15 protein-coding genes are annotated in these 13,105 nt (G+C 70.8%); 9 read left to right on the top strand and 6 right to left on the bottom strand.

Features of this window, described 5'->3' with window-relative positions:
* Positions 1 to 37 precede the first annotated feature (37 nt).
* Together ABD901_RS22855 and ABD901_RS22850 are read left to right on the top strand one after the other, a co-directional pair.
* Positions 38 to 1,048, top strand: coding sequence for an ABC transporter substrate-binding protein (locus ABD901_RS22855; RefSeq protein ID WP_345129154.1), 1,011 nt, complete (start codon positions 38 to 40; stop codon positions 1,046 to 1,048).
* Complete coding sequence (locus ABD901_RS22850) at positions 1,045 to 1,806, top strand: siderophore-interacting protein (RefSeq protein WP_345129153.1); 762 nt, start codon at positions 1,045 to 1,047, stop codon at positions 1,804 to 1,806. The genes ABD901_RS22855 and ABD901_RS22850 overlap by 4 nt, the downstream gene beginning before the upstream one ends.
* Before the next feature lie 49 nt (positions 1,807 to 1,855).
* On the opposite strand, the gene ABD901_RS22845 is transcribed toward ABD901_RS22850, so the two are convergent.
* The gene (locus ABD901_RS22845; protein ID WP_345129152.1) at positions 1,856 to 3,775 is read right to left on the bottom strand and encodes a hypothetical protein; all 1,920 of its coding nucleotides are present in this window, start codon (positions 3,773 to 3,775) and stop codon (positions 1,856 to 1,858) included.
* Positions 3,760 to 4,533 carry an ABC transporter ATP-binding protein gene (locus tag ABD901_RS22840; RefSeq protein WP_345129151.1) on the bottom strand — a complete coding sequence of 258 codons (774 nt, stop codon included), beginning with the start codon at positions 4,531 to 4,533 and terminating at the stop codon, positions 3,760 to 3,762. The genes ABD901_RS22845 and ABD901_RS22840 overlap by 16 nt, the downstream gene beginning before the upstream one ends.
* A gap of 349 nt (positions 4,534 to 4,882) precedes the next feature.
* On the opposite strand from ABD901_RS22840, the gene ABD901_RS22835 reads away from it, so the two are divergent.
* Positions 4,883 to 5,008 (top strand): hypothetical protein, encoded by a 126-nt coding sequence (locus tag ABD901_RS22835; protein WP_345129150.1) that lies wholly within the window; start codon positions 4,883 to 4,885, stop codon positions 5,006 to 5,008.
* Between the two features lie 286 nt (positions 5,009 to 5,294).
* On the opposite strand, the gene ABD901_RS22830 is transcribed toward ABD901_RS22835, so the two are convergent.
* Positions 5,295 to 5,639 carry a cation diffusion facilitator family transporter gene (locus ABD901_RS22830; RefSeq protein WP_345129149.1) on the bottom strand — a complete coding sequence of 115 codons (345 nt, stop codon included), beginning with the start codon at positions 5,637 to 5,639 and terminating at the stop codon, positions 5,295 to 5,297.
* 31 nt (positions 5,640 to 5,670) lie between these two features.
* Positions 5,671 to 6,312 carry a DUF1264 domain-containing protein gene (locus tag ABD901_RS22825; RefSeq protein ID WP_345129148.1) on the bottom strand — a complete coding sequence of 214 codons (642 nt, stop codon included), beginning with the start codon at positions 6,310 to 6,312 and terminating at the stop codon, positions 5,671 to 5,673.
* Between the two features lie 323 nt (positions 6,313 to 6,635).
* Between ABD901_RS22825 and ABD901_RS22820 the strand changes: the two genes are divergently transcribed.
* The 5 genes from ABD901_RS22820 (at position 6,636) to ABD901_RS22800 (ending at position 10,370) form a co-directional block, all read left to right on the top strand.
* Complete coding sequence (locus ABD901_RS22820; protein WP_345129147.1) at positions 6,636 to 7,316, top strand: SDR family NAD(P)-dependent oxidoreductase; 681 nt, start codon at positions 6,636 to 6,638, stop codon at positions 7,314 to 7,316.
* Positions 7,317 to 7,344: 28 nt separating this feature from the next.
* Positions 7,345 to 8,313 carry an aldo/keto reductase gene (locus ABD901_RS22815; RefSeq protein ID WP_345129146.1) on the top strand — a complete coding sequence of 323 codons (969 nt, stop codon included), beginning with the start codon at positions 7,345 to 7,347 and terminating at the stop codon, positions 8,311 to 8,313.
* 75 nt (positions 8,314 to 8,388) lie between these two features.
* Positions 8,389 to 9,039 (top strand): TetR/AcrR family transcriptional regulator, encoded by a 651-nt coding sequence (locus tag ABD901_RS22810; protein WP_345129145.1) that lies wholly within the window; start codon positions 8,389 to 8,391, stop codon positions 9,037 to 9,039.
* Between the two features lie 99 nt (positions 9,040 to 9,138).
* Complete coding sequence (locus ABD901_RS22805; RefSeq protein ID WP_345129144.1) at positions 9,139 to 9,600, top strand: ester cyclase; 462 nt, start codon at positions 9,139 to 9,141, stop codon at positions 9,598 to 9,600.
* Between the two features lie 2 nt (positions 9,601 to 9,602).
* The gene (locus ABD901_RS22800; RefSeq protein WP_345129143.1) at positions 9,603 to 10,370 is read left to right on the top strand and encodes a pirin family protein; all 768 of its coding nucleotides are present in this window, start codon (positions 9,603 to 9,605) and stop codon (positions 10,368 to 10,370) included.
* 54 nt (positions 10,371 to 10,424) lie between these two features.
* On the opposite strand, the gene ABD901_RS22795 is transcribed toward ABD901_RS22800, so the two are convergent.
* On the bottom strand, positions 10,425 to 10,934 hold the full coding sequence (locus tag ABD901_RS22795; protein ID WP_345129142.1) for an Lrp/AsnC family transcriptional regulator: 510 nt from the start codon (positions 10,932 to 10,934) through the stop codon (positions 10,425 to 10,427).
* Between the two features lie 91 nt (positions 10,935 to 11,025).
* Here ABD901_RS22795 and ABD901_RS22790 point away from each other — a divergent pair, with 91 nt between their 5' ends.
* Complete coding sequence (locus ABD901_RS22790) at positions 11,026 to 12,126, top strand: MFS transporter (protein ID WP_345129141.1); 1,101 nt, start codon at positions 11,026 to 11,028, stop codon at positions 12,124 to 12,126.
* Here the strand turns inward: ABD901_RS22790 and ABD901_RS22785 are convergent.
* Positions 12,078 to 13,094: a zinc-dependent alcohol dehydrogenase family protein gene (locus ABD901_RS22785; protein WP_345129140.1), complete on the bottom strand. Its 1,017-nt coding sequence runs from the start codon at positions 13,092 to 13,094 to the stop codon at positions 12,078 to 12,080. The genes ABD901_RS22790 and ABD901_RS22785 overlap by 49 nt on opposite strands.
* Positions 13,095 to 13,105 lie beyond the last annotated feature (11 nt).

Genomic DNA, 13,105 nt, shown 5'->3' with positions numbered 1-13,105 from the left:
CTACCCTAAGTGCCGATCGAGAGAGAGGCAACCCACCATGTCCTTCAACGTTTCCCGGCGCGGTCTGCTGGCCGGCGTTCTCGGCCTCGGCGCGCTCGCCGCGTGCGGCGACGGCACGTCCGGCGGCGCGGCCGGACCGGCCTCCGGCGGCGGCGCGTGGGCCTTCACCGACGACCGCGGCACGAACGTGAGCGTCCCGGCCCGCCCGCAGCGGATCGTCGCGTACGTCGGCTCCGCGGCCGCCCTGCGCGACTTCGGCGTCGACGCCCAGCTCGTCGGCGTGTTCGGCCCCCTCAAGGCGGCCGACGGCGGCAAGGACCCGCTCGCGGGCGACCTCGACCCGGCCAAGCTCGAGTCGCTGGGCAACGCCTGGGGCGAGTTCAACATCGAGAAGTACGCGGCCCTGCGCCCCGACCTGCTCATCACCAACATGTACGAGCCGGACGCGCTGTGGTACGTGCCGGACGACAGCAAGGACAAGATCCTGGCCCTGGCGCCGAGCGTCGGGCTCAACGTCGCGCGGACCACGCTGCTGAAGGTCATCGAGCGGTACGCCGCCCTGGCCGCCTCCCTCGGCGCCGACCAGGCCGCGAAGCCGGTCGCTGACGCGAAGGCCCGCTTCGAGGCCGCGAGCGACGCTGTGAAGGCCGCGGTCAAGGCCAACGGCGGCCTCAAGGTGCTCGCGGCCTCGGCGAGCCCGGACCTGCTCTACGTGTCGGATCCCAAGGTGTACGCCGACCTGAGCTACTACCAGGAGCTGGGCGTCGAGGTCCTCGTCCCCGGCCAGGTCACCGGCGGCTACTTCGAGAACCTGAGCTGGGAGAACGCCGACAAGTACAAGGCCGACGTGATCCTGCTCGACAGCCGCACCTCGGCCCTGCAGCCCAAGGACCTCACGTCCAAGCCCACATGGGCGGGCCTGCCCGCGGTCAAGGCCGGCCAGATCGTGCCCTGGCTGAGCGAGCCGCGCTTCAGCTACGCGGGCTGCGCCGCCCCGCTGGAGACCTTGGCCAAGTCGCTGTCGGGGGCGAAGAAGGTCGCGTCGTGACCTTCGACTTCTTCGATGTCGAGGTGGTACGCCACGAGCCGCTGACACCCACGGCGGTCCGCGTCACCTTCGCGGGCCCCGACCTGTCCCGCTTCGCCGGCGGCGGCCGGGACCAGCGCTTCAAGCTGTTCTTCCCCCGCACCGACCAGTCCACGCCCCTTGTCCCGCGGGGCGAGGACTGGTTCGCCGAGTGGCGCGCCCTGGACCCCGGCACCCGCGGCGTCATGCGCACGTACACGGTCGGCGCCCAGCGCCCCGGCGAGTTCGACGTCGACTTCGCCCTGCACCCCGGCGGCGGCCCGGCCATCCAGTGGGCGACCTCGGTGCGCGTCGGCGACCGCCTGGTCGCGCTCGGCCCGACGGTCCCGGACAACGGCGGCGTGGACTTCCGGCCGCCGCCCGACACGCAGTGGGTCCTGCTCGCGGGCGACGAGACGGCGGTGCCCGCCCTGGCGGCGATCCACGCCTGGCTCGACCCCGCGCTGCCCGTTTACACGTGGATCACGGCGGAGCCGGAGCGCTGCGTCTTCGCCGCGGACGTGTTCCGCTGCGAGAACGGCCTGCTCGCCCCGATCCGCGCGACGGCGTTGCCCACCGGCACCCCGTACGCCTGGATCGCCGGCGAGTCGGGCGAGATCCGCGCCCTGCGCCGGCACCTGGTCCAGGAGCGCGGCTTCGACAAGCGCCGCGTCACGTTCACAGGCTACTGGCGCCGCGGCGCAACGGAGGACGACCTGATCGCCGAGTCCGTCGCCTGACGTCGTTCCCGCCCGCTCCCGGTGGGACGTGAGGGTCCGAAGTGGAGGCTTACCTCGTCGTGGTGCCGGCCTTGGGACGGGCGGCGGCCCGGGCGGCCATCGCGGCGGTCTCCAGGCGGGCCCTGGCCAGTTGCTGCCGGCCGTACAGGAGGATCGCCAGGCCCAGCAGGACCATCACAGCGATCATCGGCCACTGCAGCGGGCCGGGCAGGTGCAGCGCAAGGAACCAGGAGGTGTGGCCCGGGTCGGTCAGCTTCAGAAAGGCGGGCACCATGCCCTGCGCCACCAGCGGGACCCAGCCCAGGCTCAGGCAGAGGTAGACGGTCGCGCGGCGGGCCGGCGAGGCACCGGCGATGCCGAGCTTCTCCTCGCCCAGGTCGACCCCGTCCATCGAGGCGTTGAGCGAGCTCCAGTCGATGTTCTTCTGCTGCCTGCGCACCACGCCGGCGCGCATCTGCTCCAGCATCGCCGGGCCTGTCGCCTCCAGGCGCTTGCCGGCGAGGTGGCCCAGGAGCCAGTACAGCACCGAGCCGGACACCACGCCGACGGGCACGGCGGTCCACGGGGAGCCGTAGCGCAGTGTGAGGTAGGCCGGGGCGGCGGTCGCGGCGACCAGGATCAGCATGAGCAGCACCTGGGTGAAGTCGGTGCCGTTCTCCAACAGGTTGCCGCTGCGCTTGTGCGGGTCGGTCATCGGTACCGGTCGAAGCACCGAGATCAGCACGATGACACCCGCGCCGCCGCCCAGCAGGGCCGGCGCGAGCGAAGCTACCCACGGCCAGGCCCAGCCTTGTCCACTGAGGACTGTCGGCACGACGGTCCCCACGACGACGACCGGTGCGGTGATGAGCAGCCAGGCGAGCTGGCGACCACGCACCTCGCTGTAGGCCGACTTCGGGCTGAGGATGGTCAGCCAGAGCGCTGTGCCGTCCTCGCCGTAGAGGTTGGCGGAGACGGCGGCGGCCCAGATGACGAAGACGACCCCGATGAACGGAACGAAGATCGGCAGGTGCACCACCAGCGGCAGCAGGCAGAACACGAGTGCGTACACCTGCGCAAAACACAGGTAGTGGAAGCGCATCAGGTCGCGCGACGTGGTCCGCAGGTCGCGGCCGACGACGGCGCGTACGGCTCCGGCGCGCACCGGGGTGGCGGCGACGGCGGCGCGGGCCGGCCGGCCGTTGGCGGAACGGTGGTTGAGCCGCTGCACCAGCAGCGCCGACCAGCCCAACATCGACAGGACGCTGATCACTGCGAGGCCGAGCAGCGCACCGGCGACGACGAGCCAGTCGCCGCGCTGCGCCGCCTCGACGGCCGAGACGCCCCAGCCGGACGGCAGCGCGTGCACCCACGTGGAGATGTTGTCGGGGAAGCCGCCCTGCAGCGCGAGCTGGATGACCGGCTTGAGCACCCAGCCGGTGTGGGTGAGCGCGAGGATGCCGCCGCTGATGATCGCCGCCAGGCCCGCGCCGAGCTTGGTCCGCATGAGGGTGCCCAGCGCCGCGGTGACCAGCCGCGAGACGACCACGACGAAGACGAGCTGCAGCGGCACCGCGACGACGGCAACGACGGTGGCGGCCGCGCCGAGCGGTACCGCGGCCACGATGAGCGCCGCGAAGGCGATGAGGCTGACGGCCGGCGCGACGCCGACGAACGCGACGCTGAGCAGCCCGAAGGTCAGCTTGCGGGGCGAGATCGGCAGCAGCGCCAGGTGCTCGGGGCGCAGCGTCTCGTCGCCGCCGCCGAAGAGCACCGGGCCGAAGAGCCAGCCGACGACCCAGATCGCGAACGCTGCGCCGATCAGGTCCATGTGCAGCTCGGGGTCCGGCCAGTCGTGCAGGGCCAGCCAGATCGTGCCGCCCGCGAGGACGACGCCGAGGACCGCGCCGCCGATCATGTCGGCGGCCCGCTGGCCGGTCGTAGCGTGCCGCAGGACGGCCAGCTTCATCCGGATCAAGAGGCCAACCACGACAGCTCCCCCGCGTTGACCGCCTGCTGACCACCGACCAGGTGTACGAACCGGTCCTCGAGCGAGCCGCCGCCGCGCACCTCGTCGAGCGGGCCGGATGCGGCGACCCGGCCGCCGGCGATGACCGCGACGTGGTCGCAGAGCTGCTCGACGACCGGCATGACGTGACTGGAGAACACGACCGAGCCGCCGGCCCTGACAAACCGCTGGAGGATCACCTTGATGGTCGCGGCCGAGACCGGGTCCACCGCCTCCAGCGGCTCGTCGAGCACCAGCAGCTTGGGCGCGTGCAGCAGCGCCGTCGCCAGCCCGATCTTCTTACGCATGCCCGTCGAGTACTCCAGGACGAGCGTGCGGTCGGCACCGTCGAGCTCCAGCACGGCGAGCAGCTCCTGGGTGCGCCGTACGACGACGTCGGGCGCCATCCCGCGCAGCAGCCCCAGGTAGGTCAGCAGTTCCCGGCCGGTCAGCCGCTCCGGCAGCGCCATGCCGTCGGGCAGCACCCCGATGAGGGACTTGGCCCGGGTCGGGTCGCTCCACACGTCGACGCCGAAAATCTCCGCGCGGCCGCTATCGGGCTTGAGCAGCCCGACCGCCATCGACAACGAGGTGGTCTTCCCGGCGCCGTTGGGGCCGACCAGGCCGAAGAACGAACCCCGTGGCACGAGCAGGTCGACGCGGTCGACGGCGACCTTCTCGCCGAACGACTTCGACAGCCCGATGAGCCGCAATGCCTGCTCTGTCGTCGCTGATGTCACTGGTACCTCCGCAGATCCTCAGATCGGTCCGGCCCAGGCCGCCGGGTTGTCACGCTCGCTGTGGACGATCCAGCGCATCAAAGTTCTTTCAGATGAAAGCAGTCATCGGTCGATCGAGGAAGGCGGCGACGCTCACCAAATGGTTTCCTCCTGCAGCGGGACGGATCACCTCCTGCGGACGCCGTCGCGTGGCGGAACTGTCGGGCGGGGCAGTCGGCGAGCGACGTGGTCGTGCGGACACGCTGGCCGCCGACAACTCGCCGCTGGTGCGACTGCCTGCGTGCTCGTCTTTGGTGAGGGAGCCGGAAGCGTCCACGGTGCCGGACTGGAGTCAGGGCGTGCCCGCCGGATGGCTACGAGTCCTGGCCGGCGACCACGCACCGATCACAACGAGGTCAACTCGGTCGAAGACGATGACCTGGCGGCCGACGACACCGCCGCGGGGCGCATCGCGGACCACGCCAAGGGCGGGTGAGGGGCCCGTTCACCCATCGTCGGCGACCTTCCGTTCGACCGTGACGGCCACCTCGGCGACAGCTGCAGGACGAGCGCGGCGAGCGCGAGCGCGACACCGATCAGGGCGGCGGAGTCCTCCAGGTACACCGTGGACGGGGTCGGATCCGACGCCCTGCCCAGATGCTCCACAAGGGTGCGATGCAGTCGCCGTGCGCGGGAGCGAAGCTCTCTGCGCGCGACGCTCCATGAGTACCCCTCGAAGCAGGCCGCCACGACGAGCACGGCGATGCCGATCCACGGCGAGGTCACCGCAGCAGGCTGCGGACACCCTCAACGATCGACAGCACGCCACCGATGAGGAAGATCCCGAGTGCGGCCAGGAGTGCCCAGAAGTAGCGTTCCTGGCCGTATCCGAAGGGATGCTGCGGGTCCTCCTGCCTGTTCGATCTGCGCAGGCCGACGAACAGCAACACCTCGTTGCCGGTGTCGGCGATCGAGTGCAGGGTCTCGGCCCACAGGGCGGCGGATCCGGTGAGCAGCGCGGCCACGCCCTTGGCCACGCCGACGACAAGGTTCGCCCCGACGGCGACGAGCACCGTGCGCAGACTCGCCGCGCTCTGCGCGTCGCGTCGGCGCTGTGACTGGGTCATGGCCGGCCCGGACCGCCCTGGGCCGCGAAGATCAGGACGTTCTCCGAACGGTCGGGCTGTCCTCGCCCTCGGCCGTCCATTGCCGGCCGAGGGTTGCCACGGACTCGGGCAGTGGCACTTGCGGCACCTCGTACCCGATGGCCTCGATCCGCTCCTTGTGGACCTTCGCCGTTGACACCCCGAACTGCTGGTCCCGCTGGGCGACCAGATCCGCGTTCGCCTGGCCGTCGCCGGTCAGCGACCACATCAGCAGTGGCTCGCCCAACGGCACGGGGGTGCTCGGGTCAGGCCACGTGTGCCACGTCTTGCCCCAGGTGGTGAGCAGAAATTCCATGAACTCCAACTCTGCCTGCTCGCTCATGACGGGCGCGACGAGACCGCCGCCCAGCACCTCGTAGGTGTGCGGGTGCCAGTACTTCTGCTCATCCTTCGGCAGGGACCGGAAGACCTTGTCGGACACGATGTACTCGACGCCGAGCAACTTCGCGCCGGGGCTTACCGAGTCGTACAGGAGGCACTGGTGCATCTCCTGGTCGCCCTCGCCCCGCATCCCGCAGTAGTGCATGGTCGTCACCTGAAACGTGGGGTTGTTCTTGGCAACGTGGAAGCCGCAGAAGAAGAGGCCGTGGTTATCGACCGCACCCATGACCTCGCCGACTTCTCCGCGGTTCATCTGGATGTTCCTTCCCGCGCATCGTTCCTGCTCCGACCGGGGCGATCTGGCGGCCAAACCGTCCGGCCCGGCGGCATACCCTCCCGGGCGCCGACCAAACAGGCCGACCACCCGTCGCGAGCCGAGCCGAGCCCTGGGTGTCTAACTAACTCAAACGCTTGATTGACATCTCGACGCAGCCGGAGCCAATATCAAGCGAGCGTTTGAATTATTTGTGTGGCGCAGGAAAGCCTGAGCGGCGCGGCAGGGCGCAGTGGCACGCCCACCAGCCGTAGAGGCGTGCTCCCCCGTCGCAGCCCTGTCGAAGAACGGAGTCGAGGGTCATGAGTGATCGAGTTGCGATCGTTGTCGGCGCGGGAGGTCTACTCGGCCGATTCGTCGCCGCGAAGCTGGCCGACGACGGCTTCACGGTCGTCGGCGTCGACCGAAGCGAAGCGGGGCTGAGCGAACTGGCGGACGGCATCCGCAGAGTGGCGGGCGACACCACCGATCCGACGGTCGCCAAGTCGCTCATCGACCGCATCGCGGCCGAGACCGGCCAGCCTGCGGTGCTGGTCAACACGCTCGGCGCGTTCACGATGGGCGACGCACTGACGGCGACGCCCGAGGACGTGAGGCTGATGGTGGACGTCAACGTCGGCGCGGCACTGTGGCTGACCCAGGCGGTCGTGCCCTACATGCAGCGGGCCGGATCCGGCTCCATTGTGCACGTGTCGGCCCGGCCGGGGCTCGAGCCGACGGCGGGTCTTGCTGCGTACAGCCTGGGCAAGGCGGCCCTGACCCAGCTCGTCCGCGTCCTCGACCTGGAGTTGCGCCCGCAGGGGATTCGGGTGAACGCGGTCGCGCCGCAACTGATCGACACCCCGAAGAACCGTTCGTACTTCCCGGCCGAGGTGATGGCGCATTCCGTTACGCCGGAAGCGCTCGCGACCGTGATCGCGTTCCTGGCCGGGGATGCGGCCGCTCCGGTGAGCGGAGCGATTCTGCCGGCGTACGGCGGCTGACCGATCCCGGCACGGTGTCGGCTGCGCGGTGAGTACGGCGTTCCTGATTCTCGAACGCGTACGCCTCGACCTCGGCATCGGCTCGCAGAACACGTTTCGTTCCAACGAACAGGAGAGCGCCGTGACGTACACCATCGACGTAGCCGGCTTCCATACGCTGGGCCCGTGGCGGGTACGGCGCGTCGGGTACGGGGCGATGCAGTTGTCCGGAGACAACGTCTTCGGCCCGCCGCGTGACCGCGATGAGGCTTTGCGGGTGCTGCGAGCAGCGGTCGACGCCGGCGTCGATCACATCGACACCGCCCAGTTCTACGGGCCCCGCGTCGTGAACGAACTCATCCGCGAGGCGCTGCATCCGTATCCGGCCGGCCTGGCGATCGTCAGCAAGGTCGGTGCCCGCCGCGACACCGCGGGCGCCGTCCTGCGCTTCGACGACGCCGATCAGCTGCGATATGACATCGAGCAGAACCTGACCACGCTCGGCGTCGACCGGCTGGCCGCAGTGAACCTGCGGCTGATGGACGACTCGGTGCCCGGCGCGCGGTTCGACGCTCAGTTGGCCAGTCTCGTCCGGGCCCGCGAGGAAGGCCTCATCGACGGCGTCGGCCTGAGCAACATCTCGGCCGATCACCTGCTGCGGGCACTGGACCAGACCGGCATCGTGTGCGTACAGAACCTGTTCAACCTCGCCGATCAGCGCTCCGCGGCCGTCCTCAAGCTCTGCATCGACCGCGACATCGCCTTCGCGCCGTTCTTCCCGCTGGGACAGTGGCGCGGGCTGCGGTCCCACCCGGTGCTCGCCGCGACCGGCGGCCGGCTCCACGCCACGCCCGCGCAGATCGCCCTCTCCTGGCTGCTTGATCTCGCGCCCAACATTCTTCTCATTCCGGGTACGCGTACACGCACCCATCTGGCTGAGAACCTCGCCAGCGCCTCGGTCGAGCTCGACGACGCGGCCCGGGCGGACCTCGCGGCCGCGTTTCCCGCCGGTCGATGACCGGGCGCCCGCTACCGCCGCTAAACTCAAACACGCGCTTGACGAAGCGTTGATCAGGCATCGGGGTGCGGTGTGATGGCAGAGAAGGCGGATCTCCGGCGAGAGGCCGGTCAGCGTACGCGTGAAAGCCTGCTGGCCGCGGCCCTGGAACTGATCGCGGAGCGGGGTCAGGAGGGCCTCACGCTTCGGGAGATCACGGTGAACGCCGGAGCCAACGTAGCTGCCGTCAGCTACCACTTCGGATCGCTGAAGGCGTTGTGTGACAAGGCGATCGAGCTGGCGCTGGAACAGTATCTGGACGCACAGATCGAGTCGGTCAGATCGGTGAGCCCCACCTCGACGCTGGAGGAGCTCGCCGCTGCATTCGCGCGGCCGATGGTGCGTGCGATCGCGGCCGGTGGACCGGACCTGGCCGTCATGCGGACCGTGGCACGCGTCGGCATCGACCCGCCAGAGGGCTGGGAACGGCTGTCGGGCAAGTTCGATCAGAGCCGCCAGGACGCGATCCAGGTGATGAAGGCGAACCTTCCCGGCGTCAAGGAGCCTGAGCTGATCTTCCGTATCCGATGCGCCGCCGGGCTGCTGAACTGGCTCGCCTTGGCGCCCATCGGCCGCGAGCTGGCCACCAAGCCGGTCAAGCAGATCGAACGGCTGCTGACCCCCGTGGTGGCCGGAGCGTTCCACGGACACTCCGACGAGGCTGAGGCCGCGCAGGCGCGGCGGTAAGTAACTCAAACAGTTGCTTGACCAACGCAGGCGTCTCGACATAAAGTCAATCAAGCATTCGATTGAAATCGTACGGAGCCTCGAACAGGAGACCCAACCATGACCACCGATCCCGAGACCATCGTCCGCCAGGCGTACCACGCCGCCGAAGGCAGCGTGCTGGACGTGCAGGGCTTCATCGACCTCTTCGCCGAGGACGGCGTCTTCAACAACATCGTCGCCGGGGAGAGCTACCGCGGCGAGCACCTCGGCGACCTGGTCGTCTTCATGGGCCGGCTCGCCCCCGACGTGCACCGCGAACTGCACCGCTTCCACGTCGTGGGCAACGTCGTCGCGGTCGAGCTGTCCATACAGGGCACCTTCACCGGGCCGTTCCCCACCCCGGCCGGCATCGTGCAGCCCACCGGAGCCCGGCTGGACATCCCCACCGCCGACTTCTGGTACATCGAAAACGGCAAGATCAAGGAATTCAACTGCTACGTCGGCCTGAGCATCATGCTCTCCCAGCTCGGCGTACAGCCCGACTTCGCCGCCGCCGTGAACGCTCCGGCCAACTCCTGATCATGACCACGACGCGTACGCCGCTGGTCGACGTCCGAAGGTCGCCAGAGCGGTCGGAGACCAACCTCTCGTGGCTTCGCGGCCGGCACTCCTTCTGGGTCGGCGGCCAGCCCTACGACCCGGACAACACCCACCACGGCCTGCTGCTCGTCCACAACGAGGACGTCATCCGGCCTGGCGCCGGTTTCGAGACCCATCCCCACAAGGACATGGAGATCGTCACCTGGGTCCTCGACGGTGCGCTGGTGCACCAGGACTCGGTCGGCAACTCCGGCATCATCTATCCGGGCCTCGCACAGCGGATGAGCGCCGGCACCGGCATTCAGCACTCGGAGAAGAACGACTCGTGGCGGCTGGGCGGCGAGCCGCACACGGACCCGGTCCACTTGGTCCAGATGTGGGTCGTGCCCGACGAGGTAGGCGTCACGCCGGGCTACGAACAGCTGGAGATCGACCACGAGCTGCTGTCAGGCGGCCTCGTCACGGTGGCCTCCGGGATGGCCAAGCACGACGGCGCGACCGCGATCCGGATCAGGAACCGCCACGCAGCCCTGTACGCGGCCCGGCTCCTGCCGGGGCAGCCGGTCCAGCTGCCGGACGCTCCGTTCCTGCACCTGTTCGTGACGCGCGGAACGGTCGGCCTGGAAGGCACCGGTACGCTGAGCGCCGGCGACGCCGTCCGCTTCACGGCCGGCGGCGGCCAGCGGGTCAGCGCCACCGAGCCCGCCGAGATCCTCGTCTGGGAGATGCACGCGGATCTGGCGATCTGAACGCCGCGTAGATGCGCCGATACGAACCTGACCGTGCGCGGCGCGCACGCACCACTACGCCCCGCGGTTCGACCACCCAGCCGACGGCGTGACCGGCCGATGCGTATCCAGCGGCCCGACGGGCCTGCCTTCGTACTGCGTCGACAACACGATGTGCGTGCGCAGTTCCCCGTGCGTGCCGAGCCGCTCGACCACGCCTTCGAAATGCGCGAGGTCGGTGGCCCGGACCTCGATGAGCGTGCAATGCTCGCCGGAAAGCCGGTGGATCGCCGCGACCTCGGGATAGTCGGCCTCGGAGGTGGTCCGCAGCAGGCACGCGCCCGGCCGGCAGCGCAGCTGCACGAACGCCCGCACGCCCTGCCCGACGGCGGCGGGGTCCACGCTCGCCCGGTAGCCGGCGATGACCCCCGCCTCCTGCATCCGCCTGACGCGCTCCGCCACCGCCGGCGCCGACAGGTGCACCCGCCGCGACAGCTCGTTGAACGAAACCCGCGCGTCGGCCTGCAGCTCGGCCAGCAGCCGCCAGTCCACAGCGTCCGGCTCGTACGGTCGTGAACTCGTCATGCAAAGCACGTTACGAGCGCAAGGTCACGCCCGCCGATCGACGCGCATCGCCCATGTGCCGCGCTGCCCGACCTGCCTACGGTTGACCGGCATGACCTGGTTGTGGATGGCCGCCGCGGCAGGCGGCCTGGCCCAGTCCCTGGCCGGCGCCGCGGGCGCCGTGCTGGCCGAACGCATCGGCGGCGGCACCGCGGCGGCCGGCCTGCCACAGGCCGCGCTCGTCGCCGGCGCCGCCCTCGCCGCTCTCGCCCTGTCCGCGCTCACCCGCCGCGCGGGCCGCCCACGCGCCCTGGCCGCAGGCGCCCTGACGGCCGCGGCCGGCTGCGCGCTGGTCGCCGCCGCCGCATACTGGCCCAGCCTCCCCGCGGTCCTGGCGGGCACCCTGCTCATCGGCGCGGGCAACGCCGCGGTGATGCTGACCCGGTATGCCGCCGCCGACCTCGCCGGCTCCATGACCGCGGTCCTGACGGCAACGGCGGCGGGCGCGATCGCCGGCCCCCTGCTGCTCGGCACCGGCCACCCCTATCCGGTGGCGGCCGCCGCCTTCGTCCTGTCCGCCGCCTGCTACCTCCCGGTCCCCCGCGCACCTGGCGCTCCGCCCGTGCCGCCGTCACCCGCGGGGCGCCCCGCCCGCGCCGGCCTGGCGGTGCTCACGCTCGCCAACCTGATCATGGTCGGCGTGACGACCCTGGCCCCGCTCCACCTGGCACACACCGGCTCGTCCGCAACCGCGATCGGCGCCGTCATCAGCGCGCACATCGCCGGCATGTTCGCCCCGTCGGCGTTGTCGACCCGCCTGGTCGCATCGTCGGGCCCGACCCGCACGGCTCTGCTCGGCGCCGCCGCGCTCGCCCTCTCGTGCGTCGCGGTCGCCGCCGGAGATCATTCGGCGTTGATCGCCGGCCTGTTCCTCCTGGGCGCGGGCTGGAACCTGTGCCTCGTCGCCGGCAGCACCATGCTCGTCGAGGGCGTGCCATCCGCGGCCCGCCCGCGCCGCGAGGCCTGGGGTGAGATCGGCATGGGCGCGGCGGCCGCGACGGGCGGCGGCCTGTCGGGCCCGCTCGCCGCGGCATCCGGCTACCCCGTGCTGGCCTGGCTGGGCCTGGCGATCGCCGCGACCCTCCCCCTGCTGCTGTTGTTCGGTCAGCGCACCGCGATCACGACCTTGCCCAAGGGGCTGGCGGACTCGTAGTAGCGGTAGGCTTCGGCCGCCTCGTCGAAGGGGAAGACCCGGTCGATCACCGGGCGCATGGCGTGGGCCGCGATCGTCTCGTTCATCTCGACGAACTGGGCCCTGCTGCCGACCGCCACCGCGCGCAGCGTTGCCGCCGCGGCGAAGAGGAGGCGGGGGTCCAGCGGGGACCAGGCGCCGGACAGGGCGCCGACGAACGCGACGTGGCCGTCCACCGCGACCGAGCGCAGCGACTGCTCCAGGGTGCCCGCGGTGTCGACGATGCGGTCGGCGCCGCGGCCGCCCGTCAGGGCGCGCACCGTCGAGGGCCACTCGTGGTCGTCGGCGTAGTTCACGACCTCGTCGGCGCCGAGCGCGCGCAGGCGAGGTTCCTTCTCGCGGCGGCCCGTCGTGGCGATCACCCGAGCGCCCAGGAGCTTCGCGAACTGCAGGGCGAAGAGGGAGACGCCGCCGGAGCCGGTGACGAGGACGGTTTGTCCACTGTGGAGGCCGGTCAGGGCGTTCCAGGCCGTCACCGCGGCGCACGGGAGGGTGGCCGCCTCGGCGTACGACAGGTGCGCAGGGATCGCGACCAGGGCCGACGCCGGGACGATGGCGCGCTGCGTCAGGAAGCCGTCGAGGGTGCCGCCCAGCTGCGGGAGCAGCTCGGCCGCCAGGGGGCCCTGCTGCCACAACGGGAAGAGGGTCGCCGTCACCCGGTCGCCGACCTCGACGCCCGACACGCCGGGGCCGACCGCGGCGACCTCGCCGGCGCCGTCGGAGACCGGGATCACGTCGGGCTTCACCGGGAGGACGTACGTGCCGCGCGCCACCAGAAGCTCGCGGTAGCTCAGCGATGCCGCGTGCACGGTGATGGCGACCTCGCCGGGGCCGGGGTCGCGCGGCGGGGCCGAGCGCAGGGACAGACCCTCGATGCCGGCGCCGCTGGTCAACACGTAGGACTCGACAACGGTCTCGAGATCGGTCATGAGAGGGACTG

Origin of the sequence: Dactylosporangium darangshiense, from assembly GCF_039537565.1 — a bacterium.
Lineage (GTDB): Bacteria > Actinomycetota > Actinomycetes > Mycobacteriales > Micromonosporaceae > Dactylosporangium > Dactylosporangium darangshiense.
The sequence above is the reverse complement of the archived record's forward strand: the minus strand, read 5'-3'. Positions and strand labels throughout refer to the sequence as shown.

Bases quoted from the DNA above. Each gene is read 5' to 3' on its own strand.
- ABD901_RS22855 (WP_345129154.1), top strand. From the start codon at position 38: ATGTCCTTCAACGTTTCCCGGCGCGGTCTGCTGGCCGGCGTTCTCGGC.
- ABD901_RS22835 (WP_345129150.1), top strand. From the start codon at position 4,883: ATGGCTACGAGTCCTGGCCGGCGACCACGCACCGATCACAACGAGGTC.
- ABD901_RS22830 (WP_345129149.1), bottom strand. From the start codon at position 5,639: ATGACCCAGTCACAGCGCCGACGCGACGCGCAGAGCGCGGCGAGTCTG.
- ABD901_RS22825 (WP_345129148.1), bottom strand. From the start codon at position 6,312: ATGAACCGCGGAGAAGTCGGCGAGGTCATGGGTGCGGTCGATAACCAC.
- ABD901_RS22820 (WP_345129147.1), top strand. From the start codon at position 6,636: ATGAGTGATCGAGTTGCGATCGTTGTCGGCGCGGGAGGTCTACTCGGC.
- ABD901_RS22810 (WP_345129145.1), top strand. From the start codon at position 8,389: ATGGCAGAGAAGGCGGATCTCCGGCGAGAGGCCGGTCAGCGTACGCGT.
- ABD901_RS22805 (WP_345129144.1), top strand. From the start codon at position 9,139: ATGACCACCGATCCCGAGACCATCGTCCGCCAGGCGTACCACGCCGCC.
- ABD901_RS22800 (WP_345129143.1), top strand. From the start codon at position 9,603: ATGACCACGACGCGTACGCCGCTGGTCGACGTCCGAAGGTCGCCAGAG.
- ABD901_RS22795 (WP_345129142.1), bottom strand. From the start codon at position 10,934: ATGACGAGTTCACGACCGTACGAGCCGGACGCTGTGGACTGGCGGCTG.
- ABD901_RS22790 (WP_345129141.1), top strand. From the start codon at position 11,026: ATGACCTGGTTGTGGATGGCCGCCGCGGCAGGCGGCCTGGCCCAGTCC.
- ABD901_RS22785 (WP_345129140.1), bottom strand. From the start codon at position 13,094: ATGACCGATCTCGAGACCGTTGTCGAGTCCTACGTGTTGACCAGCGGC.